Raw genomic sequence first — 23599 nt, 5'->3', positions numbered from 1 at the left:
CAACCGGCCCCAGGAGGAACGATGGTCCGCGCGCGTGCCGAGGCGATGTACGCCCGGGACCTGACCTGCCAGACGCTGGGCGTCACCCTCGACGAGGTGGCCCCCGGCCGGGCGGTGCTGGGCATGCTGGTGACCGGGGACATGGTCAACGGCCACGGCATCACCCACGGCGGGTACGTGTTCCTGCTGGCCGACGCCGCGTTCGCGTACGCGTGCAACTCGCACGGCCCGGTCACCGTGGCCCAGGCCGCGCAGGTGACGTTCCTCCAGCCGGCCCAGGTGGGCGACCGGCTCACCGCGGAGGCCGTGGAGCGGGTCCGGCAGGGCCGCAGCGGGGTGTACGACGTGACGGTCACCGGTCCGGGCGGGGTGGTCGCCGAGTTCCGGGGGCAGAGCGTGTCCCTGGCCGGAAATCCGTTCCCGGCCCCGACCGTCCAGGAGTGACGCCCCCGCCCGTCACCGTGTCCAGTGCGGATCGCGGCCGAGGTGGGCGAGTATCCGGTCCAGCGCGGGGGCGTCCGGCGGCACCGGCAACGCCGGCCGGAAACTCGCCCCGGTGCGGCGGCGGCGCGGGCCGTCCGGCACCTCCCGGTAGCCGATCTCGGTGACCGCCGCCACCAGGTCCGGGTCGAAGTCCACGGTCCGCCCCACGGACACGGCCACATCCCAGCCGTGCACCAGGTAGTCGAGCAGGTGGAAGCCGACCGCCTGCCGGGCCGGGTACAGCAGGTCCGCGTCGATCAGCGGCAGCCAGAACCGGCGCTCCAGCACGCCGGGGGTCCCGAACGCGACGACGACCCGCGCGGCGGAGGCCAGGTAGTCGGCGCGCAGGTCCGGGCCGACCGGCGAGGTCCACACTGACCGGTCGCAGGTCTCGCCGTCGGCGGCGGCGGCGAAGCCCCGGTTCTCCCGGATCATGTGGGTGAGCAGGTCGCGCAGCGTCCACCCGGCGCACGGGGTCGCCGCCTCCCACTGGTCGTCGCCGATGCCGGCGACGACGGCCGCGCCGTGTTCCAGGGTCCGGCGGTGCAGGTCGAGCATGCTCAGGTCGCCTTTCGGCCGTGCCGGTCGGTCCACCAGCGGCGACCGGACTCGGGCAGGGTGGAGATCGGATCGTGGTACGGGTGCCGCCCGGCCGGATCGCCGCCGGTGACCTGATAGTCGCGCGTCCAGTACGAGACGCCGCGGTCGCGGTCGTAGTCGACCAGCTGGTGGACCCAGCGCTTGCCCACGTAGGGCACGTCGCAGACGATCCGCGGGGTGGCGTAGCCCGGCAGGTAGCCCATGATGGCCTCCTGGACGCGCTGGGCCTCGGCCACCGACACCCGCCAGTGCTCGGCGTTCGGGATCATGTCGCACAGGTAGAAGTAGTACGGCAGGATGTTCGCCTCGCCCTGCAACGCGAAGCACAGGTCCAGCAGGTCCGCCGGGGTCGCGTTCACCCCGCGCATCAGGACGCCCTGGTTGCGCACGTCGCGGACCCCGGCGTCGAGCAGGGTCCTGGCGGCCTGCGCGACCAGGGGGGTCACCGAGTTGCGGTGGTTGGCGTGGGTGTGCACGGCCAGGTTCACCGCCCGGGCCGACGCGATCCGGGCGACGCGGGCCATGCCCTCGACGACCTCCGGTTGCAGCCAGTGCTGCGGCAGGCCGACGAGGGCCTTGGTGGCCAGCCGGATGTCGCGGACCGAGTCGAGGTCCAGGAGGCGGAGCAGGAAGGACTCCAGCTGCCGCCACGGCACGTTGGCCACGTCGCCGCCGGAGACCACCACGTCGCGGACGCCGGGCGTGCGCTTGAGGTAGTCGAGCATCTGTTCCTGGCGGTCGCGCGGGCGCAGCGTCAGCCTCGCCTTGGCGACCTGGGGGGTGGAGTTGCCGACGAGGTCCATCCGGGTGCAGTGCCCGCAGTACTGGGGGCAGGTGGACACCAGCTCGGCCAGGACCTTCGTCGGGTACCGGTGGGTCAGCCCCTCCACCACCCACATCTCGGCCTCGTGCAGCGAGTCGCGCTCGGCGAGCGGGTGGCTCGGCCAGTCGGGGTCGCGGTCGGAGGCCACCGGCAGCATGTACCGGCGGACGGGGTCGGCCAGGAACGCCGCGTCATCGGGCGGCGCGCCGGGGACCATCGTGTTGAGCATCTGCGGCGGGAGGAGCATGGACATGGTCGCGTACCGGGCCATGTCGGCGGCGAGGTCGGTGTAGAACGCGTCGGAGAGCAGGTCGCCGAGCACGGCGCGGAGCTGGCCGGGGTTCTTCACGCAGTGCGCGCGCTGCCACTGGGCGTCGCGCCATTCGGCCTCGGTGACGTCGCGCCAACCCGGCAGCCGTCGCCAGTCCGGCTCGGTCAGGGTGCTCCGGACGTACTGGTAGGGCTGCCGGGTGGCGTCGTCGGTCATCGGCCGGCGGTGTCCAGCAGCGTGGCGAGCCGGGTGCGCAGCTCGCGCTTGAGCACCTTGCCCGTCGGGCCGAGCGGGAAGTCCTCCGGGGAGCGGGCGATCCGGACCGCGGCCAGGGTCGCCAGACCGGCGTCGGCGAGCGCCTTGTTGGCCTGGTCGCGGACCAGCTCCTCCGTGGCGTCGGCGGCGTCGGCCTGCAGCTGGACGACTGCGACCGGGGCCTGCCCGGTGCCGTCGGCCGAGGGCACGCCGATCACGGAGCAGTCCCGGACCAGCTCGGCGCAGTCGGCGAGCAGGATCTCCTCGAGCGGCAGGCTGTACACCGGGCCGGCGGCGGTGTCGATCACGTCGACGGTGCGGTCGAGGTGGTAGAACCGGCCGTCGGGGGTCCTGCGGGCCACGTCGCCGGTCAGCCAGTACCCGTTGAGGTGGAAGGACGCGGTCAGTCGGGCGTTGTTCCAGTAGCCGGGGGTGAGCGAGGGGCTCTTGACCGCCAGCATGCCGACGGTGCCGTCGGGCACCTCGTTGCCGTCGTCGTCGAGGACGGCCGCGGCGATCACGACCTCGGTGGGCTTGCCCACGCACCGGTCGTCGCGCACGGACTCGGGCGTGGTGACCTGGCCGAACAGCGCCATGCCCATCTCGGAGGAGCCGAGGCCGTCGATGAACTGGGAACCGGCCAGGGCCTCCTCGTCGGCGAGGTCCGACGGCAGCAGCCACGGCTTGATCAGGCCGGCCGGCCGCTCGCCGAGGCTCGCCAGGCGGCGGATGTGGCCGTAGTGCGCCGAGTCGCCGGTGTTGAACCAGGAGTGCACCTTCGCGGCGCCCTTGACCGGCAGCTCACCGGTCGCCAGCTCCACGAACGACCGGGGGAACGACGCGATCATGGTCGGCTGGAAGGCCTCCATCACCGGCTCGACGACCTCGCGCCGCCAGTCCCCCATCACCATGGTCGGCACGCCGAGCAGGGTGGTGGTCATGAAGTAGCTCAGGCCGCCGGCGTGGGTGTGCGGCATCAGGCACATCAGCTTGTCGTACGACTCGGCCGGGAACCGGACCATCCGGGGCTGCTTGCCGTCCCAGAACTGCCGGTGCGCCAGGATCGTCGACTTGGGCGTGCCGGTGGTGCCCGACGAGTGGATGAGCGCCACCACGTCGTCGGCCTTGTGCCGGTACGGGTAGACCTCGGGCAGCGCGGCGGACTCCGCGTCGAAGGCCTGCACCTCGGCGGCCAGGGCCAGGAACCGGGGCCGGTGCTGCGGATCGGCCCGGTACGCCGAGGCCAGCCGGGTCGTGTCGTCGGCCACGATGCCGACCACGCCCACGTGGTTGAGGTAGCGCACCATCACGTCGGCGCGCATCGCGTCGTTGACCATGGCCGGGATCGCGCCCAGGGCCGACAGCGCCAGGAAGTGGATCAGCGGTTCGAGGCCCTCGGCGACGACGATGCCGACCGGGTCGCCCGCGCGGACGCCGGCCGTGTGGTACCAGCGGGCGTAGCGGTCGCGCAGGGCCGCCAGGTCCAGCAGGCTGTGGCCGCGCATCACCACCTGGCCGCGGTGGTCGACGCTGTGGCTGTACGCGTAGGGCACCGACCGGTTCGGGTTCACGGCCAGGGCGTGGTCCAGGAAGTTGCCTGCCCCCAGTTCCGGCTCCGTCATCAGCTGCTGCCGGGCCGCCAGCGGGGCGATCGAGGTGGTCATCGTTCCTCCTTAGGAGAGGGTGAGAATGTCGGCGGCCACGCGCTGGCCGGATCGGATGGCGCCTTCCATGAGCCCGAAGAACTCGGTGCTCGTCTCGGTGCCCGCCCAGTGCACCCGGTGGTGCGGGGTGGTCAGGTGCGGGCCGAGGGTGATCCAGTCGCCGGGTCCGAACAGGGCCGCGTAGCAGCCCCGGCTGTACTCCTCGTTCACCCAGTCGGTGACGTGGAAGCCGATCGGCGGCGGGAGCATCGGGAACAGCCTGGCCGCCTGGGCGACGGCCGACGCGCGCCGCTCGGCCGGCGACAGGGCCGCGTACTCGTGCGCCTCGGCGCCCGTGACGAACCCGGTCAGCACGCCCACCGAGCCGTCGGCCGGCGAGTCATCCACAGTGGACAGCAGCGGTCCGTGCGCGTTGACGGACCAGCCGGACAGGCCGTGTTCGCGCCACACCGGCGCCGGGTAGACGAGGTGCACCTTGACGGCGCAGCCGGGGGCGGTGGCGGGCGTGGCGCGGCGTACCCCCAGAGCGGGGGTGATGGCGATCGCGTCGGCGAGGCGCGGCGGGACCGCGACCACGACGGCGTCGGCGCGCCACTCCCCGCCGGCGGCGCGCACCGTGACCCCGGTGTCGTCGGAGTCGATCGCGCGGACCGGAGCGGACAGCCTGACGTCCAGGCCCGCGGCGAGCCGCTCGCACAGCTGGTGCGCGCCGCCGTCGACCCTGTCGGCCTGCGCGCCGCCCTCGAACGCGTTCAGGTAGCGGATCCCGCCGCCCGAACGCAGGTAGAACGCCATGTGCAGCACCGAGACGTCCGCGGGGTCCGCGGCCATCATCTCGCCGAGGAACAGTGGGAAGAACAGCCGCGCGTCCGGGTGGGTGACGTTGTGCCGCACCCACTCGGCGACCGTCGTGGCGTCGAGCACCGCCGCGTCCGGGGTCAGCCACGGCGCGTCGACCCGAACGCTCGCGGTCAGGTCCGCGAGCAGGTCGAACAGCTCGCCGAGGGCCACGGCGCTCAGCGGGGGGAAACGTCCGGGCCGGGTGGCGTCACCGTCGCCCAGCTCGAAGCGGCTGTCCCCGACCATGCCGGTCGGGGTCGTCTTGACGTCCAGCTCCGCCATCAGCGCGGTCAGCGCGGTGTGCCGGTCCCCGAGGTACGCGGCCCCGGCGTCCACCCAGCCGCCCGGCGCGACCTCGATGCCGTGCGTGCGGCCGCCGACCCGGTCCCGGGCCTCCAGGACCGTCACGTCGGCCCCGCCGGCGACGAGCTGCCGGGCGGCGGTCAGACCGGCCAGCCCGGCGCCCACGACGACGACCCTCATGCGACCAGGCTCCCGATCCGCTTGGCGAGCGCGTCCGGGGTGGGCGCGAGCAGGAAGTCGTCGAAGGACAGCTCCACCCCGGTGGCCCGCGCGACCCCGCTCAGGATCCGGGTCGCCAGCAGCGAGTCGCCGCCCAGCTCGAAGAAGTCGGAGTCGGCGTGCACCTCCGGGGTCTCCAGTACCCGACGGAAGATGTCGATCACCCCGTCAACGTTCATTGTTCGTCCTCCCCTGCCCTGTCGGGCGAATACCGCCGGTGCGTCGCCGCCCGGTCGACTTTTCCGCTCGCGGTGTGCGCGAGCCGCGCAACCACGGTGATCCGACCCGGCACCAGGTGACCCGGGAGCCGGGTCCGCAGGTCGCCGGACAGCGCGGCGCGCAGGCCGGCCGGGTCGACGCCCGGGGCGGCGACCACGTAGCAGGCCAGGATCGTCCGGCCGGCCACCTCGGCCCCGGCCACTGCGACGGCGCCCACGCCGGGGTGCGCGCCGACCAGGGCCTCGACCTCGGCCGGGTCGACGCGCACGCCCCGGATCTTCACCACGCCGTCGAGCCGGCCCAGGTGCAACAACGACCCTTCGGGGGTACGGGCCACCCGGTCACCGGTCCGGAAGAACCGCCCCTCGGGTCCGGTGACGAACCGCTCGGCGGTCGCACCGGGCAGCCCGAGGTAGCCGGTGGCGAGGGCCGGGCCGCCGATCAGCAGCTCGCCGTCCGGGCCGATCCGCTCCACGACGTGCGGCAGCGCCCGGCCGATCGGCACCGCGCCCCCGACCGGCAGGTCCAGGCCGGCGGCGTGCGTGATCAGCGTGGTCTCGGTGCAGCCGTACGTGTTGAGCAGCCGGACGTCGGCGGTGTCCAGGTCGTGCCAGTCCGCCAGCCGGGCCGGGCTGCACGCCTCGCCGCCGATCACCAGGAGGCGCACCCCGTTGGGCAGCGCGGCCCCGTCCTCGGCGAGGTGGCGGACCAGCTCGTGCCAGTACGCTGTCGGCAGGTCCAGCACCGTGACGCCCCGCTCGGCGACCATCCGCAGGAACCGGGGGAACGAGCCGGTGTGCGCCTCGTCGTCGAGCACGAGGGCGGCCCCGGCGGTCAGGGTCGGCCAGATCTCCTCGAAGCAGGTGTCCCAGCTCAGCGAGGCGAACTGGAGCACCCGGTCGGTGGGGGTGATCCCGAACAGGGTCCGCAGGGCCGCCACGGTGGTGGCGATCGCCCGACGCGGGGTGATCACCGGCTTGGGTGCGCCGGTGGATCCGGAGGTGAACAGCAGGTAGGCGGGGGCTTCGGGATCGGGCGCCGGCTGCGTCCCTGCGGGTGCCGGGGCCTCGGCCTGGCCCGGTGCCGGGTCCGCCGGCCGCGTCCCTGCGGGCGGCCGGTCCTCCGTCAGGTCCACGACCCGCACGCCGTCCGGGGCTACCTGCCCCGGCCCGGTGAGCAGGACCGTCCGGCAGCCGACGGCGGCCAGCATCGCCCGCTGCCGCTCGACCGGGTAGCCAGGGTCGACAGGACAGTAGGCTCCGCCGGCGGCGTGCACCCCGAGCAGTCCGGCCACGGTCTCCGGGGTGCGGGCGGTGAACACCGCGACCGTCCCCGGGTCCGGGCCGAGCGCGCCGGCGACGGCCCGGACCCGCTCGTGCAACTCGGCGTAGCGCATCGACCGTCCGTTGTGGATGATTGCCGCGCGCCCCGGGTGGGTCCGGACGGCGTGCGCGAAGTCCTCCGCCAGGTCGCGCACGCCCACGGTGGTCGGCGTCATGCTCAGCCCTCGACCGGGGCGAGCCACGAGCGGGTCATCGCCCGCACGACCGCGCCGTCGGGGTCGGCGAGCTTGATCGCGGCGTAGTCGCGCGCCCAGTCGCTCGTCGGGATCCGGAACGCCGGCTCGGGTTCCGTCAGCGCCCGCACGAGCACCTCTGCGACGTCCGCCGGGGACTGCGCGCCGGGGAAGCCGGTCCGCACGTTCCAGTCCAGGTACCGCTCCAGCACTGTGGCGTACGGGCCGGCGGCGGCGAGAAACGACTCGCGGGTGACGCCCTGGTTGGCGGCGAACGCGCTGCCCAGCACCGGTCCGGGCTCGACGATCACCACGGTCACGCCCATCGCGGCGGCCGTGGGGGCCAGGCTCTCCAGGAAGCCCTCGACGGCGAACTTGGCCGCCGAGTACGCCTCGTTGAACGGCTGCCCGATCAGGCCCCGGGTGCTGCCGACGGTGACGACCCGGCCGCCGCTGGCCCGCAGGTGCGGCATCGCGGCCCTGGTCGTGGCCACGACGCCGAAGAAGTTCACCTCCAGGTTCGCCCGGTAGGTGTCCATGTCGCACATCTCGACGGTCGGGAAGTTGTTGGCCCGGCCGGCGTTGTTGACGAGCACGTCGAGCCGGCCGTACGTCTCGATGACGCCGTCGAGGCACTCGTCGATCGACTTGTCCTCGGTCACGTCGAGCCGGCGGACGTCGACGGTGACGCCCGCGCTGTCGGCCGCCGCGCGCAGGTCGGCCGACCGGTCGAGGTCGCGCATCGTCGCGATCGTGGTGTGGCCGGCACGTGCGGCCCCGATCGCCGTCTCCAGGCCGATCCCGGACGAGGTGCCGGTGATCAGGACGGTCGGGCTCATGGGGTGCTCACCAGTGCCTCTCCCTGGGTCTCGGCCAGCTCGCGGTCGAGCCGGGCCTGGGTCGGGGCGAGCGGGATCCAGGCGACGAGCGCCGGGACCGCCGTACCGATCACCATCGTGATCTTGGCTGCGTTGAGGATCCCGAAGTGGCCGGTCAGCGCCTCGACCATCGCGCCGCCGAGCAGCGCGGCGAGCGGGATGACGCCCCAGGTCACGGTGCGGAACGCCGCCTGCGAGACGGCCTGGTCCTCCGCGGGCACCCTGGCCTGGCGGATCGCCGCCGTGCTGATGTTGAACCACACCATGAACAGCCCGTAGCCCGACAGCGTGACCCCGAGCACGAGGGCCGGCGGCAGCATCGGGGCCGCCAGGATGCCCAGGCCCACCGCGCAGTGCAGGAACACCGACCAGGGCGACATCCGCGCCGGGCCGATCAGCCGGCTGACCCGCTGCGCGATCAGTGCGCCGAGGACGGCGGCCACGGCGGCCACCGACATCACGGTGCCGAAGGTCCCCACGGACAGGCCCAGGCCCCGGTAGGCGAGCATCGGCATCACGGTCACGTAGATCGGGCCGCCGCAGTTGAGCAGGAGCGCGCCGAGCAGCGTGCCGCGCAGCACCCGGTCGTCCCAGTTCAACTGGACGCCGCGCTTGAGCCGCGACCACATCGGGAGCTTGCGGCCCGCCCCGCCGCCGTGCGGGCGCATCGCCCGGATGCCGACCGCCGAGGCCAGGAAGCTCGCGGCGTCCACCACGAGGGCCGCGACGCCGAGCAGCTGGTACAGGGCGCTGGCGACCGCCGGGCCGACGACCTCGGCGGAGGTCCGGCTGGTCTCCAGCCGGGAGTAGGCCTTGACCCGGCCGTCCACGGGCACCACGGCGGAGATGGTCGCGGTGTACCCGATGTTGAAGAACACCGAGGCGGCGCTGACCACGGCCACGCTGGCGAACAGCAGCGGCACGGACAGGAAGTCCAGCCACCACGCGACCGGGATCAGCGCGATCACGGCGAACCGGACCAGGTCGCACCAGACCAGGGTCGCGCGCAGGTCCCACCGGTCGACGAGGACGCCGGCGACGAGGCTGAGCAGCGGGATCGCCAGCCACTGCGCCATGCTGACGAGCCCGACCTGGAACGGCGAGGCGTGCAGCAGCAGGATCATGACTGTCGGCACGACGAACAGGTTGACCTTGTCACCGATGTTGCTGACCGTCTGGCCGGCCCAGAGCAGGTTGAAGTCCCGCCCGAGCCGCACGACGTCCCCCGGCCGGCTCACTGCGCCTGCCGCTGGACGAGCCCGGACGTCTTGCCGGTCCGGTCGTTGCTGATCAGGTCCTCGACGAGCCGGACCCCGAGGGACTCCGGGTCGCGGTGGAACGACGTGCTCGGCCCGCCGAACGCCGACTGCAGGATGTGCTCGCGGACCCGCTCGGCCAGGCCGGGCGCGGCGTCGCGGGCCGGCACGACCAGCACCTCCAGCGTCGCGCCCCTGGTCGGGTACTCCGTGATCAGGATCTGGGCGCGCGACACCCCGGGCTGCCCGGAGACCGCCCCCAGCATCGCGTCCACGTTGAGCAGCAGCCCGCGGAACTTCACCTCGCCGTCGCGGCGGCCCAGGATCCGCAGCGCGCGGCCCGGCTCGCCACAGGTGCAGGTGACCCACTCGCCGGCGTCGCCGGTCCGGTACCGCAGCACCGGGTTCAGCCCGTGCGGCTTGAGCGAGGTGAAGTCGAGCAGCTGGTTCTCCCCGACGTGCACGAGCTGCGAGGGCAGCAGGTGCCAGGTGTCGGCGGGGCAGTCGGGGGTGTTGGTGCCGGCGACCCAGGTCTCGGTGCTGCCGTACAGGCCCCAGCGGCGCGCGTTCGGCGCGACGGCCGGGATGTCCTCGTCCAGGCCCGGGTTCCACGCCTCGCCGAGCCACAGCACGGTGCGCAGGTCCGGCAGCTTCACGCCGGTCTCGCGGGCGTGGCCGAGGATGGGCCGCAGCACGCTGGGCGTGCCGCCGAGCGCCGTGACGCCCCGGGCGGCGAAGAACTCCAGCCACACGTCGTACTCGGCGCGGTTGATCGCGCCCAGCCCGATCCCGGTGCAGCCGGTCAGGTCGGCGTACGCGCCGAACAGGTAGTGCGCGCCCCACAGCTTGCCGGCGCCCCAGCCGTTGACGAACACGTCGTCGGGGCCGAGCGGCTTCCACTGGGCGTAGACCTCGTCCATGTACAGGCCGGTCGGGGCGTAGCCGAGCTTCGGGGAGCCGGTGCTGCCGCCGCTCTGGAACGTCCACGTCGCGCCCTGGTGCGCCTTCGGCTTGAGGTGTTCGAGGGCGACGTTGAGGTCGTCCTTGACCATGACCGGGGCGTGCACGAGGTCCTCGAGGCTGTCGAGGGCGACGATGTCGGCGTACCGGTCGGCCAGCTCCGGCACCGACCGCAGCTTCGCGAGGGTGGCGCGGACGGTGTCGAGCGCGCCGGGCGTGGTGGACTGGAAGCCGGTCACCGGGCACCGCCCAGCATGCGCGCGTGGCCGGCGCGGTAGGCGTCGAACCGGGCCGCGATCAGGTCACGCTGGGTCTTGACGATGTCGGGGTCGCCGGAGTCCGGGCAGAAGATGCCGCCGTCCGGCTCGATCTCCGACAGCCAGAACCGCTCGCCGTCGTGCAGGAAGTCCGCGCAGAAGTAGGGCACGGGCAGCCGCTCGGCGCAGTACGCCACGGCGTCGGCGAGCTCGGCGGGCATGTCGACGTACTGGGCGGCTCCCCCGGTGCTGTACTGCGGGAAGATCGCGCCCTCGCCCGTCGTGCGGACCATGGTGGTGTGCGGGCGGCCGTCGACGACGTACACCCGGAAGTCGACGGTGCGCCGGCCCAGGTCCGGCTGGAACACCAGGGTGGTGTCGCCGCCCTGCGCGAGGCTGAGCAGGCCGCGCACGTCGTGGGAGTCGCGGGCCTGGTTGATGCCCCGCGACGCCATCCAGCCGGCCGGCTTGACGAACGCCGGGTAGGGCAGGTCGGCGATCGTGGGCACGTAGTCGTCGAACAGCAGGTCGCGGCCGGCCGTGATCCGCACCGTCGGGATCGGCGGGACCGGGGAGTCCTTGAAGAACAGCAGGGTGGCGAGCTTGTCGTTGCCGACCGCGGCGAAGCTCGTCGGGTGCGGCAGGTAGAAGCCGGCCTGCTCCAGCACCGAGTACAGCGTGAACTGGTTGAACGCGTCGGGCATCTGGTACGGCAGCGTGTACGGCGACGTCACGAACAGGGTGTCCTGCGGCGTGACCCGCTCGCCGTCGATGTACACCTTCGGCGACCGCAGGTCCAGGGCGTCCACGGTCACCGACTCCGGCGTCGTGCGGTCCCAGCTCAGGCCCAGCTCACGGGCGACGTCGACGTACGCGCTCCAGAAGGACGCGTTCCATTTCGCGGAGGTGCGGCTCGACTCGCGGTCGGGGAAGACCCAGCACATGCGTCGTAACGTGCTTGTCGCCTCAGTCATGGTTCACCAGTTCCCGGGATGTGGGGCTCGATCGCCGCCCGACGGCGGAAGACGGCCCCGAGTGTGGCAACGCCCGCCACAGATCCGCTGTGAATCGGGTCCACGGGCCGGGCAGCGGATCCACAGCGGATCTGTGGGGCCGGTGGGCACACTCGGGCCCGACCATCCGGTCGTCCCGCCGTCAGCGTGGCTGGGCCAAGAAGGGTTGTTCATGAGCGTGCAGAAGAACGTCGTCATCGTCGACGCCTACTCACCGACCCGGCGGCTCGCGCCGGAGTTCCACAAGGCCGGCTACCAGGTGGTCCGGGTGCAGTCCACGCTCGAGCCGCCGTCGGCGTACCGGACCAACTTCGACCTGTCGCCGTACGCCGCGAACATCATCCACGCCGGGGACCTCGACGCGACGGTCCGGGCGGTCGCCGCGCACGCGCCGGAGGCCGTGATCGCCGGGGGCGAGATCGGGGTGGAGCTGGCCGACCAGCTCAGCGAGGCGCTGGGGCTGGTCACCAACGGCACGGCGCTGAGCGCGGCCCGGCGGGACAAGTACATCCAGATCGAGACGATCCGCGCGGCCGGGCTGCGGGCGACCCGCCAGCTCCTGGTCACCGGCCCCGAGCAGCTCGCCGACTGGCACGGTGAGCTCGGCGGCCGGATCGTGGTCAAGCCGATCCGCAGCGGCGCCGGCGACGGGGTGTCCTTCTGCGACACCCCCGAGCAGGCCGTGGCCGGCTACGAGGCCATCGTCGCGGCGGACAACGTCTTCTCGATCCGCAACGAGGGCGTGATCGCCCAGGAGTACCTGGTGGGCGGCGAGTACATCGTCGACACCGTCAGCCGCGACGGCCAGCACCACGTCACGGACATCTGGAAGTACGAGAAGCTCACCGCCAACGGGATCACCGACCTGACCTGCGGCATCCGGCTCCTCCCCCGGCACGGCGACGTGCAGGCCCAGGTCGTGCCCTACGCCTTCGAGGTCCTCGACGCCCTCGGCATAGCGCACGGCGCGTCGCACCTGGAGATCAAGCTGACCCCGGACGGCCCGTGCCTGGTGGAGGCCGCGGCCCGGATGGCGGGGCTGGACATCCCGTTCTACTCCCAGCAGGCCATCGGCGAGGCGCAGCTGGAGTGGATGGTCGACGCGTACGTGCACCCGGAGCGCTTCGCCGCCCGGTGGAAGGACGACTACCAGCTGCGCCGACACTTCGTCACCGCGATGCAGGTGTCGACGGTCGACGCCGAGCTGGGCTCGTACCCGCTGCTCCCGGAGGTGGAGAAGCTGGAGAGCCTGCACGATGTGCGCCCGCTGGTCGCCCCCGGCGGCCGGCTCAAGCGCACCGTCGACGACCTGACCTGCCCGATGATCGTGAACCTGTCGCACCCGGTGGAGGAGGTCGTCGTCCGCGACTTCGGCACGCTGCGCTACCTCGACGGCCCCGGGTTCTACGCGCTGGCCGGGGAGTCCTGATGGCGGACCGGCCGCACGTCGTCCTCATCCACCGCTGGCGGGCCCGCTACGCCGAGTACGAACGCTACATAGACCACGACCGGTACGCGGTCAGCTACGTCACCACCGAGGTCGCCGCGCCCTCCGTGACCCCGTACGCGGCGGAGATCGCCCTGGTGGCCGCCACCGACGACCTGTCGGCCGTGACCGACCGGGTCAAGCAGCTCGCCGAGAACCACGGCCACCCGGTGGCCATCATCGCGCTGAAGGAGGACGACCTGCTGGTCGCCGCCCAGCTGCGCGCCGAGTGGGGCTGCCCGGGCCTGACCCCGGCGGACCTGCTCCGGTTCCGGGACAAGCTGGTGATGGCCGAGGTGATCGCCGACGCCGGGCTCGCCGCCCCGTACTTCGCCGCCGCGCCGGACGCCGCCGCCGTGCAGGACTTCGCCGACCGGCACGGCTGGCCGGTGATCGTCAAACCCCGGATGGGCAGCTCCAGCGTGGGCGTGTCGCGGGTGGACGGCCCCGGGGAGTGCGCGGCGCTCGCCTTCGACGAGGACGGCCCCATGATGGTCCAGTCCTTCGACCCCCGGCAGATCTTCCACGTCGACGGGTACTTCGACGGCACGGCCGTGGGGCCGTTGCGGGCCTCGCGGTACATGACCAACTGTCTGGACTTCCGGCACGGCACGGCGCTGGGTTCCGTCGAGGAGGACGACCCCCGGATCGTGGCGGCGATCCGCGCGTTCGGCACCCGGGTGATGGCGGCCATGTCGGACGGGCCGTCGATGTTCCACTTGGAGGTCTTCGTGGACCTCGACACCGGCGACTGCGCGTTCCTGGAGGTCGGCGCGCGGGTCGGCGGCGGGGAGATCCCGTTCGTCTGGCGCGAGGTGCACGGCTGGGACCTGATGGAGGCGGCGTTCCGCCTCGCGATGGGCGAGGAGCCCCGGCCGTGGCCCGCGGCGCTGGACCGGCCGGGCGGGGAGGTCGGCGGCTTCCTGCTCGTGCCGGCGCCCGCGGCCCGGCCGTGCCGGATCGCCGAGGTGACCTCGATGCTCGGCGGCACCCCCGGCCCCTACGCCGAGGCGTTGCTGGCCCCGGGCGAGATCCTGCCGGCGGCCGACGCGTACTACGAGCACGTCGGCGGCCGGTTCCGGTTCCGGGGCGCGACCTCGGCGGAGGTGGCCGCGGCGATCACCGCGACGGCCCGCGACTTCCGGGTCAGCGCCGAACCGCTCGCCTAGAAAACCGATCAGACGGTTACGGAGGTTCCCGACCCTGCCCCCGACGGCCGGTCGACGCCGGGCGGCGGCGGAACAGCACCCCCGCCGCCGCCCGACCCTCCCGGGCAGCGGCGGCCCAACCCATCGGCTGGCGGGGACCGCTGGACCTGCGGGTGGAACGCCGCGAACCGGGGCTGGTCGCGGAGGTAGCGGCCCGGGGCGACCGGCCAGTCCGGGGACCCGCTGTGGACTGGCCGGTCGGGACTCAGGTCGCCGTGCAGCTCGGCGTCGGCACGCCGTTCGGGCCGGTGTAGCTGGCCTGGAAGCCGAAACTGGCCGCCGCCCCGAGGCCGAGGGCACCGTTCCAGGCCGCGTTGGTCACCGACTCGGCCTGGCCGGTGCGGGTCTCGGCGGCGTTCCAGACGTTGACGATCCGCTGGTCACCGGGCCAGGTCCAGGTGACCCGCCAGCCGGCGGCCGGCGCGGCCCCGGTGTTGGTCACCGTGACCGTGGCGGTGAAGCCGGTGCCCCACTGGTTGTCGATCCGATAGGCGGCCGAGCACCCGGCCGGGTCGGGCCCACCGGTGCCGCCCGTCTTGATGGTCGCCAGGTACGCGTCCTTCGTGGTGTTCACCGTCGTCCAGTCGTCGGTGAGGATCCCGCCGGTGTCGCCGGAGTTCGGGTTCCACGACCAGAAGGTCCAGCCGAAGCTGTCCCCGCCGTACGGCGCGGTGGGGCGCAGGTAGCCGACCAGGGTGCGCAGCCAGGTCTGGTCGGTGGTCGAGGCCAGCGTGGTGCCGAACTCCCCCAGCCAGACCGGGGCCGTGCCCTGCTGGAACAGGTAGCCCCAGTTCTTCGTCCAGACCCCGGGCAGGTTGGCCGGGTAGGACGGGTCGCTGAACCACGGCTGGGCGTACACGCTGGTGGCGTAGTCGTGGGCGGAGTACACGAGACGGTGCGGGACGGACAGTCGGACCGGGTACGCGCCGGCGCCCTGGAGGTTGCCGCCCCACCAGTACGTGTCGCCGTGGTAGGACTGGACCCCCTCCACGAAGACCAGCAGCTCGGGATTGCCGGCGAGCACCGCCTCGCCGCCCCGCTCGGCGGCCAGCCGCCAGTCGGTCGCCAGGTCGCCGCAGCCCCAGCACGCCGGGTCGTGCGGCTCGTTGTGCAGGTCGATCCCGACGACGGTCGGGTCTCCCCGGTAGCGGGTGGCCAGGGCCCGCAGGTGCGCGAGCCAGGTCGACTCGGGCACCTGCGGGGTGTACCAGAGCGCCGACTGGCCGGTGGAGTCCGGCCGGTGCCGGTCGAGGATGACCCGCAGGCCGACGGAGCCGGCGTAGCCGACGAGCTTGTCCATGACGCCGAGCGAGGTGAGCCCGGCGAGGTCGGCATTGCGGCCGTTGCCGAAGTCGATGCCATTCGGGGTGCCGGTGAACACGTCGTCGCTGAACGGCAGCCGGATCGTGGTGTAGCCGGTGGCCCCGATCTGGTCGATCATGGACCGGTAGTCGCGGATCCACAGGCCGTGCGGGACCCGGTTGGTGGTCTCGAACCCGAACCAGTTGACCCCTGCGATCCGGACCGGCTGGTCCGCGGAGTCCAGGATGGTCCGGCCGGAGGTGTGCCAGTAGCCGGGGGCCGAGACGGCGGCCCGGGTGGTGGACGGGGCCTCGGCGGCGTGCGCCGGGGCGGGGACGGCGAGAAGGGCGCCGGCGAGCGCGCCGGTCAGCAGGCGGGAGAGTGCGTACCACATGACGGGGTGTCCTTCCGCTACGGCAACGCCGGGTAGGCGTTGGCCATCAGCTGCTGGAACTGGGCGGAGAACCACGCGCCCGCCAGCGGGGAGTTCGGCAGCGCGCCGGACATGCTGTGCCCGTTGCGCTCGTTGCCGGTGTACGTCGGGTCGCACATCCGGTCGAAGCCCTTGCCCTCGTCGTTCGGGATCGCGGTGCTCGACCCGTCGGACTCCCCCGGCGGCTTGATCCACACGTAGGCGTCGACGCCCGGGGCCGGGTTGGCCCTCGGCCGCTCGCCCAGGCCGGCGCCGGACTGGTTGCACCAGTTGCCGGCGTGGATGCGCCGGTCGACCCGGGAGTCGTTGACGAACGTGTCCACGACCGTCGAGGTGCTGGGCCCGGTCGGTCGCGCGGCCCCGCCCCAGCCGTTGCGGGACGTGTCGATCAGCATGCCGAGGGTCGGGGCGAAGCCGAGGGAGACCAGCTTCGCGCGGAACGCGGTGGCGTAGGTCCCCTCGTCCACGTAGTAGTTCCAGTCCACCCAGTGCGACTGACGCACCGAGGTGCCGTTGACCGTGGTGGTGATGGAGAAGTGCGGCTCGGTCAGGGCCGAGTAGTTGGCTGTGTTGGTGATGAAGCCGTCGACGCTCGCGAACCCGGCCGTCGTCCCGGCCACGGTGGACGCGAACAGGTTCGCGGCCGGGCCGAAGTTGGAGTCCCAGCCCAGCCAGCCGTGGTGGGCGGCGTCGACGTAGGTGTAGACGTTGGAGATCGCGTGCAGTTTGTTCAGGGCGTAGCGGACCCCCTGGACGTACGCGCCGGTGGACTGGGCCTCCGCGCACGCCGGCACGTTCGTGTTGGTGATCAGGTTCGGCAACGAGTCGATCTCCACGACGGTGACGATCCGCAGGTTCCGGTACCTCGGCTCGGCCATGATCGCGGCGATCGGGTCGATGTACTCGGTCTGGTACCGGCGCAGCCCGTCCTGACCGATCAGCAGCTCGCCGTTGGAGGCCAGCGCCGAGCAGTCCCGGTTCGGCAGGTTGTAGATGACGAACTCGATGGTCAGCGGGGCCGTCCCGTTCGCGGCGTCCTGGGTGAGGGCCGCCTCGAGGTGGGCGCGCAGGCCCATCGCTGACGGGGTGCCGGCGATGGCGGCGATCCGGTCCAGCCAGATGCCGGTGGAGGTGTTCGCGATCCGGTCGCCGCCGGGTTCGGCGAGGGCCTTGGCGCGCCAGTCGGGGTTGACGTAGCCGGTGGCGCCGGCGAAGGCGTTGTCGACGTGCCCGGGGGCTGGGCCTGTGGTGGGACCCGGGGACGGGGAGGCGGTCGGCGAGACGGTCGGGGTGGCCGTCGGGGAGGTGCTCGGGGACGGCCCGGGGGTCGGGGTGCCGCCGTCGCAGGGGACGCCGTTGAGGCTGAACGCCGTCGGGGCCGGGTTCGTCGTGGTCCACGCGCCGTTGAAGCCCGGGGTGACCGTGGCGTTCGTGCCGAGTGGGCCGTTCCAGCCGGCGTTGGTGACGGTCACGTGCCGGCCGGCCTGGGTCGCGACGCCGTTCCACAGCTGGGTGACGGTCTGTCCGGCGACAGGGAAGTCGAACTCCAGCCGCCAGGTGGCGAGGGGGTCGCCGAGGTTGGTGACCGCGACGTTCGCGCCGAAGCCGCCGGGCCACTGGTTCGTGACCGTGTACGTCACGGCGCAGCCGGCGGACGCGGCATGGGAGGGGGTGGTCAGGGTCGCGACGGCACCGGCGGTGGCCAGTGCCAGGGCCGCGGCGACGACGAGGGTCCTTCGTGGTCTCATCAGATACTCCTGAGGGGTTGGGAGCGCTCCCAATTGGGGCGGCGGGAGTGTTTCCGGGAGATTGCGGGAAGTGATCGCCATCATTGCATGGGAGCGCTCCCAGAACAAGAAGGCATCGATGCCCATCGCGTGCCGACAGGTACAAAAATGGTGGTATCCAGGGGTTTGACAAGGGGGTGATTGACAAGGGTGCATCGTCGGCGCACCATCTTGGGAGCGCTCCCAGAAATGTGGGCGACATCCCCCCGACCACTCCCCGCACCATCGAAACGAGGGTTTCCATGAGCCTCAGCACCGGGCCGCTGCGCAGGGCCGCCGTGCTCGCGCTCGCGGCGGTCACCGCCCTGGGCATGACCGCGGCGTGCAGCAGGAAGGACGACACAGGCGCCACCGGCAAGACCAAGCTCGTCATCCAGACCTTCGGCAAGCCCGGCATCGACCAGGCTGTCGCGGCGTTCCAGGCCGCGCACCCGAACATCGTCGTCGACCACCAGAAGCTCGGCGAGCTGCGCGACTTCCAGCCCAAACTCGTGCAGTGGCTCGGGGCCGGCAAGGGCGCCGGTGACGTCGTGATGCTCGAGGAGGGCGTGCTGCTCGGCTACCTGCAGCAGCCCGACAACTTCGCCAACCTGCTCGACTACGGCGGCGCGGGCCTCAAGGACAGCTTCCTGTCCTGGAAGTACCAGCGCGGCATGACCTCCGACGGCAAGAAGCTCGTCGGGCTCGGCACCGACGTCGGCGGCCTGGCCATGTGCTACCGCACCGACCTGCTCGCCAAGGCGGGCATGCCCACCGACCGGGCCGAGGTGGCCAAGCTGTGGCCGACGTGGGAGGCGTACCGGGCGTCGGGCGTGGCGTTCAAGGCGAAGAACACCGGCGCGGCCTGGACGGACAGCGCGACGGGCGTCGTTCAGCCGTACGCGATGCAGGCCAGCGACAGGATCTTCTTCAGCCCGGACAACACGCTGATCGCGGACAGCAACCCGTCGGTCCGCCATACCTGGGACTACGCGAACTCCCTGATCAGCGACGGCCTGACCGCCAAGCTGACCACGTGGAGCAAGGACTGGGAGGCCGGGTTCAAGAAGGCGGCGTTCGCCACCATGCCCTGTCCGGCGTGGATGACCGGCGTGATCAAGGCCAACGCCGGCGACGAGGGCGCCGGCAAGTGGGACGTGGCCACGATCCCCGGCGGCACCGGCAACTGGGGCGGCTCCTACTTCGCCGTCCCGAAGCAGTCGAAGCACCCGAAGGAGGCCTACGAGCTGGCGAAGTACCTGACCGGCAAGGACGGGCAGCTGGCTGTGTACAAGGAGGTCGGCGCGATGCCGTCGTCCCCGCAGGCCCTGGAGGACCCGGCGTTCCGGGACTCGCGCAACGACTACTTCAACAACGCGCCCACCGGGAAGATCTTCGCCGACAGCGTGCGGACGATGCGGCCGGTGTTCCTCGGGGCCAAGCACCAGGAGATCTGGGAGAGCGTGTTCATGCCCCAGTTGCAGGCCGTGGAGCAGGGCAAGGCCTCGTCGGAGGAGGCCTGGAAGGCGGCGAACGCCGAGGCGCGCAAGCGCGTGGGCTGAGTCGGACCGGGTGGCATCCGAGGGGGTGCCACCCACCCGACTCCCCAGCCCGCCGCCTCGCGCGGCGGGCCGCCCGACCCGGTTCCTGCGAGCGAATGGACCTGACCATGAGGCACCGCCTCTCCCGACTCGACACGACCCTGTCGCCCTACCTGTACGTCGCCCCGTTCTTCGTGCTCTTCGCGGTCTTCGGCCTGTTCCCGCTGCTCTACACCCTGTGGGTGTCGCTGCACGACTGGAACCTGCTCGGCGGCCACACCTTCGTCGGGCTGGACAACTACACGGCGCTGCTCGACGACGAGCACTTCTGGAACGCGACCGGCAACACCGTCGGCATGTTCGTGCTGTCCACGGTGCCGCAGCTCCTGCTGGCTCTGGCCATCGCGAACGCCCTGCACAAGCGGATGCGGGCCCGCACGGCCGTCCGGCTCGGCATCCTGCTGCCCAACATCACCTCCGTCGCGGCCGTCGGCATCGTGTTCTCGCTGCTGTTCGCGAACAACTTCGGCCTCGCCAACTGGGTACTCGGCCTGGCCGGCGTCGACCCGGTCAACTGGACCGCCGAGAAGTGGTCGTCGTGGTCGGCGATCGCCGTCATGGTCGACTGGCGCTGGACCGGCTGGAACGCGCTGATCTACCTGGCGGCGATGCAGACCATCCCGGCGGACCTGTACGAGGCGGCGGCCATCGAGGGCGCGTCGGCGTGGAAGCAGTTCTGGCGGATCACGGTCCCGCTGCTGCGGCCCACGATCCTGTTCACGGCCATCATCGCCACCATCGGGGGCATGCAGCTGTTCGCCGAGCCGCTGCTGCTGGCGTCGGGGCGGATCGAGGGCGGCAGTCTGCGGCAGTTCCAGACCCTGTCGATGTACATCTATGAGCGGGCCTTCGGCCGGGACTTCGACTACGGGTACGGCTCGGCGATGGCCTGGGTGTTGTTCCTGCTCATTCTCGTCGCGTCGCTGATCAACTTCGCGCTGGTGCGTCGGGGTGCCCGATGAGGGCCGGTAGCCGGTTGTGGCACGCGAGCCCCCTGACGTATCTGGGGTTGATCCTCGCCGTGGTGCTCAGCGCGTTCCCGATCTACTGGACCTTCATCGTCGCCAGCCGCAGCAACGACGCCATCAACGACGTCCCCCCGCCGCTGCTGCCCGGCTCGCACCTCGCGGAGAACACGTCCCGGTTGCTGGCCAACGACGACGCCCTGTTCCTCTACGGCCTGGCCAACTCCCTGATCGTGTCGCTCGTCGTGGCGTTCTCCGTCGTGCTGTTCTCCACCCTGGCCGGGTTCGCGTTCGCCAAGCTGCGGTTCCGGGGCCGCAACGCGCTGCTGCTGGTCATCGTCGCCACGATGATGGTGCCGACCCAGCTCGGGCTGATCCCGCTGTACATGCTGATGGTGGAACTCGGCTGGCAGGGCACGTTGCAGGCGGTGATCGTGCCGTTCCTGGTCACCGGGTTCGGCGTGTTCATGATGCGCCAGTACGCCGACGCGGCCGTCCCCGACCAGCTGATCGAGGCCGCCCGGGTCGACGGCTGCTCCACGCTGCGGATCTACTGGAACGTGGTGCTGCCGGCACTGCGCCCCGCCGCGGCCGTGCTGTTCCTGCTCCAGTTCATGCAGACGTGGAACGAGTTCCTGTGGTCCTTCGTCGTGCTCGACCCGGACACGCCCACCGTGCAGATGTCCCTCAAGGCGCTGGCCACCGCGTACTACACCGACTACTCCCAGGTGTTCGCCGGTACCGCCATCGCGACCGTCCCGCTGCTCCTCGTCTTCGTCGTGTTCGGCCGCCAGATCATCGGCGGAATCATGGAAGGTGCCGTGAAGCAATGACCGAGCCCCTGGGCCTGCCCGCCGACTTCGTCCTCGGCGCCGCCACCGCCGCCTACCAGATCGAGGGCGCCGTAGCCGCCGACGGCCGGGGACCGTCCATCTGGGACACGTTCTCGCACACCCCCGGTCGGATCCTCGGCGGGGACACCGGAGACACGGCCATCGAGCACTACCGTCGCATGGCCGCCGATGTCGCGACGATGGCCGCGCTGGGCCTGGACGCCTACCGGTTCTCCGTGTCCTGGAGCCGGGTCCAGCCCGACGGCCGGGGGGCCGTCAACCAGGCCGGGCTGGACTTCTACCGCCGGCTCGTGGACGCGCTCCTCGACAACGGGATCGCGCCGTGGCTGACGCTGTACCACTGGGACCTCCCCCAGGCCCTGGAGGACGCCGGCGGCTGGCCGTCGCGGGACACGGCGCACCGGTTCGCCGACTACGCCGAGACGATGCACGCGGCGCTCGGTGACCGGGTCCGCACGTGGACCACCCTCAACGAGCCGTGGTGCTCGGCGTTCCTCGGCTACGGCTCCGGCGTGCACGCCCCGGGCCGCCGCGACGGGGCCGACGCCGTGCGGGCCGCGCACCACCTGATGCTCGGCCACGGGCTCGCCGCGCGCCGGCTGCCCGGGTCGGAGGTGGGCGTCACGCTGAACCTGTACGCGACCAGTCCGGCCGGGCCGGCCGACGACGACGCGGTCCGGCGGATCGACGGGTTGCAGAACCGGTTCTTCCTCGACCCGGTGCTGCTCGGCAGGTACCCGGCCGACGTGGTCGCCGATCTGGCCGGGGTCACCGACTTCGGGCACGTCCGCGACGGGGACCTGGCGACGATCGCCGCGCCCCTGGACTTCCTCGGCGTCAACTACTACACCCGCAACGTGGTCACGACCGACGGTCCCGGTGACGGCGCCGGGCACGGCGCGCCGGGGCTGGACGTCGGCTCGCCCTGGCCGGGCAGCGAGCACGTCCGGTTCGTGCGGCGCGGGCTGCCGACGACGGCCATGGGCTGGGAGATCGACGCGCCCGGCCTGGTGGAGGTGCTGCACCGGGTGCACACGGAATATCCGGCGCTCCCGCTGTACGTCACGGAGAACGGGGCGGCGTTCCACGACACCGTGGCGGCCGACGGTGGCGTGCGCGACCCGGAGCGGGTGGCCTACCTCGACGCGCACCTGCGGGCCTGCGCGGAGGCCGTGGGGAAGGGGGTGCCGCTGCGGGGGTACTTCGCCTGGTCGCTGTTCGACAACTTCGAGTGGTCCTGGGGCTACTCGCGCCGCTTCGGCCTGGTGCACGTCGACTACGCCACCCAGCGGCGGACGGTGAAGGACAGCGGCGACTGGTACCGGACGACGATCGCCGCGACCCGGCGGGCTCCGGGAGCCGGCGACCCACGGTGACCGGCGGCGGCGTGGGCCAGGCAGACTGTGCGCGAGGGGGTGCGCGATGGGAGACAACCAGATCGGCCGGCCGACGCTGGACCAGGTGGCGGCGCTGGCCGGGGTGGGCCGGGGCACGGTGTCGCGGGTCGTCAACGGCGAGGCGCACGTCAGCCCCCAGGCCAGGGAGGCCGTGGAGCGGGCCATCGCCGAGCTGGGCTACGTGCCCAACCGCGCCGCCCGCTCCCTGGTCACCCGGCGCACCGACTCGATAGCTCTCGTGGTGTCCGAGTCGGGCGAACGGTTCTTCGCCGAGCCGTTCTTCGGCCGGATCGTGCACGGGGTCAGCGCCGCGCTCGCCGGCACCCGGTTCCAGCTGCTGCTCACCATCGCGCAGTCCGCGGAGGAACGCGGCCGGCTCGACCACTACCTGACCCGACAGCACGTCGACGGCGCGCTCCTGCTCTCCCTGCACGGCGACGATCCGCTGCCGGCGCAGTTGGAGGGTCGGGGCGTGCCCACGGTCCGCGCCGGCCGGCCGACCCGGGGCGAGGCCGACTACTGGGTGGACGCGGACAACCTGGGCGGCGCGCGGCTGGCCGCCGAGCACCTCGCCGGCCGGGGCCGGGGCCGGATGGCCACGATCGGCGGGCCGCAGGACATGGCGGTGGGTGTCGCCCGCGTCGAGGGGTTTCGGGAGGTGGCCGGGGGCGACCTGGTCGAGTACGGCGACTTCTCCGAGGACAGCGGCGCGGCGGCGATGCGCCGGCTGCTCGACCGGGCGCCCGACCTCGACGCGGTGTTCGCGGCGTCGGACCCGATGGCGGCCGGCGCGTTGCGGGTGCTCAAGGAGTCCGGCCGCCGGGTGCCCGACGACGTGGCGGTCGTGGGCTTCGACGACTCCGACATCGCCCGGCACACGGATCCGGCGCTGTCGAGCGTGCACCAGCCGGTGGAGGCGATGGGGCGGGAGATGGTGGCGTTGCTGGTGCGGCGGATCGACGGGGTGGTGTCCGGGTCGCGGCAGCTCACCCTGCCGACCCGGCTCACGGTCCGCGCGTCGTCCTGAGGC

20 protein-coding genes are annotated in these 23599 nt (G+C 72.4%); 8 read left to right on the top strand and 12 right to left on the bottom strand.

Features of this window, described 5'->3' with window-relative positions; genetic code table 11:
- The first annotated feature begins 21 nt into the window (after positions 1 to 21).
- Positions 22 to 444, top strand: coding sequence for a hydroxyphenylacetyl-CoA thioesterase PaaI (gene paaI / locus IW245_RS04795; RefSeq protein WP_231398663.1), 423 nt, complete (start codon positions 22 to 24; stop codon positions 442 to 444).
- 12 nt (positions 445 to 456) lie between these two features.
- Here the strand turns inward: paaI and IW245_RS04790 are convergent, their stop codons facing one another.
- The 10 genes from IW245_RS04790 to IW245_RS04745 are packed head-to-tail and all read right to left on the bottom strand — an operon-like array spanning position 457 to position 11488.
- Positions 457 to 1041: a TIGR03086 family metal-binding protein gene (locus IW245_RS04790; RefSeq protein ID WP_197001983.1), complete on the bottom strand. Its 585-nt coding sequence runs from the start codon at positions 1039 to 1041 to the stop codon at positions 457 to 459.
- Between the two features lie 2 nt (positions 1042 to 1043).
- Positions 1044 to 2393 (bottom strand): KamA family radical SAM protein, encoded by a 1350-nt coding sequence (locus IW245_RS04785; RefSeq protein ID WP_197001982.1) that lies wholly within the window; start codon positions 2391 to 2393, stop codon positions 1044 to 1046.
- Positions 2390 to 4096 (bottom strand): class I adenylate-forming enzyme family protein, encoded by a 1707-nt coding sequence (locus IW245_RS04780; protein WP_197001981.1) that lies wholly within the window; start codon positions 4094 to 4096, stop codon positions 2390 to 2392. Before IW245_RS04780 ends, IW245_RS04785 begins: the two co-directional genes overlap by 4 nt.
- A 9-nt stretch (positions 4097 to 4105) precedes the next feature.
- Positions 4106 to 5419, bottom strand: coding sequence for a flavin monoamine oxidase family protein (locus tag IW245_RS04775; protein WP_197001980.1), 1314 nt, complete (start codon positions 5417 to 5419; stop codon positions 4106 to 4108).
- Positions 5416 to 5637 (bottom strand): phosphopantetheine-binding protein, encoded by a 222-nt coding sequence (locus tag IW245_RS04770; RefSeq protein WP_197001979.1) that lies wholly within the window; start codon positions 5635 to 5637, stop codon positions 5416 to 5418. Before IW245_RS04770 ends, IW245_RS04775 begins: the two co-directional genes overlap by 4 nt.
- Positions 5634 to 7175 (bottom strand): amino acid adenylation domain-containing protein, encoded by a 1542-nt coding sequence (locus IW245_RS04765; RefSeq protein ID WP_197001978.1) that lies wholly within the window; start codon positions 7173 to 7175, stop codon positions 5634 to 5636. Before IW245_RS04765 ends, IW245_RS04770 begins: the two co-directional genes overlap by 4 nt.
- A 2-nt stretch (positions 7176 to 7177) precedes the next feature.
- A complete protein-coding gene (locus IW245_RS04760; RefSeq protein WP_197001977.1) occupies positions 7178 to 8032 on the bottom strand; it encodes an SDR family oxidoreductase in 855 nt (284 codons plus the stop codon).
- Positions 8029 to 9309 (bottom strand): MFS transporter, encoded by a 1281-nt coding sequence (locus tag IW245_RS04755; RefSeq protein WP_197001976.1) that lies wholly within the window; start codon positions 9307 to 9309, stop codon positions 8029 to 8031. Before IW245_RS04755 ends, IW245_RS04760 begins: the two co-directional genes overlap by 4 nt.
- Positions 9306 to 10526: an AMP-binding protein gene (locus IW245_RS04750; RefSeq protein ID WP_197001975.1), complete on the bottom strand. Its 1221-nt coding sequence runs from the start codon at positions 10524 to 10526 to the stop codon at positions 9306 to 9308. The genes IW245_RS04755 and IW245_RS04750 overlap by 4 nt, the downstream gene beginning before the upstream one ends.
- On the bottom strand, positions 10523 to 11488 hold the full coding sequence (locus IW245_RS04745) for an ATP-grasp domain-containing protein (protein ID WP_197001974.1): 966 nt from the start codon (positions 11486 to 11488) through the stop codon (positions 10523 to 10525). The genes IW245_RS04750 and IW245_RS04745 overlap by 4 nt, the downstream gene beginning before the upstream one ends.
- 241 nt (positions 11489 to 11729) lie before the next feature.
- Here IW245_RS04745 and IW245_RS04740 point away from each other — a divergent pair, with 241 nt between their 5' ends.
- Positions 11730 to 12986, top strand: coding sequence for an ATP-grasp domain-containing protein (locus IW245_RS04740; RefSeq protein ID WP_231398661.1), 1257 nt, complete (start codon positions 11730 to 11732; stop codon positions 12984 to 12986).
- Positions 12986 to 14212 carry an ATP-grasp domain-containing protein gene (locus IW245_RS04735; protein ID WP_197001973.1) on the top strand — a complete coding sequence of 409 codons (1227 nt, stop codon included), beginning with the start codon at positions 12986 to 12988 and terminating at the stop codon, positions 14210 to 14212. The genes IW245_RS04740 and IW245_RS04735 overlap by 1 nt, the downstream gene beginning before the upstream one ends.
- A 244-nt stretch (positions 14213 to 14456) precedes the next feature.
- Here IW245_RS04735 and IW245_RS04730 read toward each other — a convergent pair whose 3' ends face one another.
- Positions 14457 to 15947: a cellulase family glycosylhydrolase gene (locus IW245_RS04730; protein WP_197001972.1), complete on the bottom strand. Its 1491-nt coding sequence runs from the start codon at positions 15945 to 15947 to the stop codon at positions 14457 to 14459.
- A gap of 17 nt (positions 15948 to 15964) precedes the next feature.
- Entirely contained in the window at positions 15965 to 17734 is a 1770-nt protein-coding gene (locus IW245_RS04725; protein WP_197001971.1) for a glycoside hydrolase family 6 protein, read from the bottom strand.
- A gap of 281 nt (positions 17735 to 18015) precedes the next feature.
- On the opposite strand from IW245_RS04725, the gene IW245_RS04720 reads away from it, so the two are divergent.
- The 5 genes from IW245_RS04720 to IW245_RS04700 all read left to right on the top strand — a co-directional run bounded on the left by IW245_RS04720 (position 18016) and on the right by IW245_RS04700 (position 23596).
- Positions 18016 to 19314: an ABC transporter substrate-binding protein gene (locus IW245_RS04720; protein WP_197001970.1), complete on the top strand. Its 1299-nt coding sequence runs from the start codon at positions 18016 to 18018 to the stop codon at positions 19312 to 19314.
- A gap of 107 nt (positions 19315 to 19421) precedes the next feature.
- Positions 19422 to 20315, top strand: a complete 894-nt coding sequence (locus tag IW245_RS04715) for a carbohydrate ABC transporter permease (RefSeq protein WP_231398659.1) — start codon at positions 19422 to 19424, stop codon at positions 20313 to 20315.
- Entirely contained in the window at positions 20312 to 21151 is an 840-nt protein-coding gene (locus tag IW245_RS04710) for a carbohydrate ABC transporter permease (protein ID WP_197001968.1), read from the top strand. Before IW245_RS04715 ends, IW245_RS04710 begins: the two co-directional genes overlap by 4 nt.
- Positions 21148 to 22548, top strand: coding sequence for a GH1 family beta-glucosidase (locus IW245_RS04705; RefSeq protein WP_197001967.1), 1401 nt, complete (start codon positions 21148 to 21150; stop codon positions 22546 to 22548). Before IW245_RS04710 ends, IW245_RS04705 begins: the two co-directional genes overlap by 4 nt.
- A 46-nt stretch (positions 22549 to 22594) precedes the next feature.
- A complete protein-coding gene (locus IW245_RS04700; protein WP_197001966.1) occupies positions 22595 to 23596 on the top strand; it encodes a LacI family DNA-binding transcriptional regulator in 1002 nt (333 codons plus the stop codon).
- The last annotated feature ends 3 nt before the right edge of the window (positions 23597 to 23599 follow it).

The organism is Longispora fulva (assembly GCF_015751905.1).
Lineage (GTDB): Bacteria > Actinomycetota > Actinomycetes > Mycobacteriales > Micromonosporaceae > Longispora > Longispora fulva.
This window is presented reverse-complemented; position numbering and strand designations above follow the sequence as displayed.

Bases quoted from the DNA above. Each gene is read 5' to 3' on its own strand.
- IW245_RS04770 (WP_197001979.1), bottom strand. From the start codon at position 5,637: ATGAACGTTGACGGGGTGATCGACATCTTCCGTCGGGTACTGGAGACC.
- IW245_RS04735 (WP_197001973.1), top strand. From the start codon at position 12,986: ATGGCGGACCGGCCGCACGTCGTCCTCATCCACCGCTGGCGGGCCCGC.
- IW245_RS04705 (WP_197001967.1), top strand. From the start codon at position 21,148: ATGACCGAGCCCCTGGGCCTGCCCGCCGACTTCGTCCTCGGCGCCGCC.
- IW245_RS04740 (WP_231398661.1), top strand. From the start codon at position 11,730: ATGAGCGTGCAGAAGAACGTCGTCATCGTCGACGCCTACTCACCGACC.
- IW245_RS04790 (WP_197001983.1), bottom strand. From the start codon at position 1,041: ATGCTCGACCTGCACCGCCGGACCCTGGAACACGGCGCGGCCGTCGTC.
- IW245_RS04730 (WP_197001972.1), bottom strand. From the start codon at position 15,947: ATGTGGTACGCACTCTCCCGCCTGCTGACCGGCGCGCTCGCCGGCGCC.
- IW245_RS04715 (WP_231398659.1), top strand. From the start codon at position 19,422: ATGAGGCACCGCCTCTCCCGACTCGACACGACCCTGTCGCCCTACCTG.
- IW245_RS04765 (WP_197001978.1), bottom strand. From the start codon at position 7,175: ATGACGCCGACCACCGTGGGCGTGCGCGACCTGGCGGAGGACTTCGCG.
- IW245_RS04720 (WP_197001970.1), top strand. From the start codon at position 18,016: ATGAGCCTCAGCACCGGGCCGCTGCGCAGGGCCGCCGTGCTCGCGCTC.
- IW245_RS04710 (WP_197001968.1), top strand. From the start codon at position 20,312: ATGAGGGCCGGTAGCCGGTTGTGGCACGCGAGCCCCCTGACGTATCTG.
- paaI (WP_231398663.1), top strand. From the start codon at position 22: ATGGTCCGCGCGCGTGCCGAGGCGATGTACGCCCGGGACCTGACCTGC.
- IW245_RS04785 (WP_197001982.1), bottom strand. From the start codon at position 2,393: ATGACCGACGACGCCACCCGGCAGCCCTACCAGTACGTCCGGAGCACC.
- IW245_RS04775 (WP_197001980.1), bottom strand. From the start codon at position 5,419: ATGAGGGTCGTCGTCGTGGGCGCCGGGCTGGCCGGTCTGACCGCCGCC.
- IW245_RS04760 (WP_197001977.1), bottom strand. From the start codon at position 8,032: ATGAGCCCGACCGTCCTGATCACCGGCACCTCGTCCGGGATCGGCCTG.
- IW245_RS04780 (WP_197001981.1), bottom strand. From the start codon at position 4,096: ATGACCACCTCGATCGCCCCGCTGGCGGCCCGGCAGCAGCTGATGACG.
- IW245_RS04725 (WP_197001971.1), bottom strand. From the start codon at position 17,734: ATGAGACCACGAAGGACCCTCGTCGTCGCCGCGGCCCTGGCACTGGCC.
- IW245_RS04745 (WP_197001974.1), bottom strand. From the start codon at position 11,488: ATGTGCTGGGTCTTCCCCGACCGCGAGTCGAGCCGCACCTCCGCGAAA.
- IW245_RS04700 (WP_197001966.1), top strand. From the start codon at position 22,595: ATGGGAGACAACCAGATCGGCCGGCCGACGCTGGACCAGGTGGCGGCG.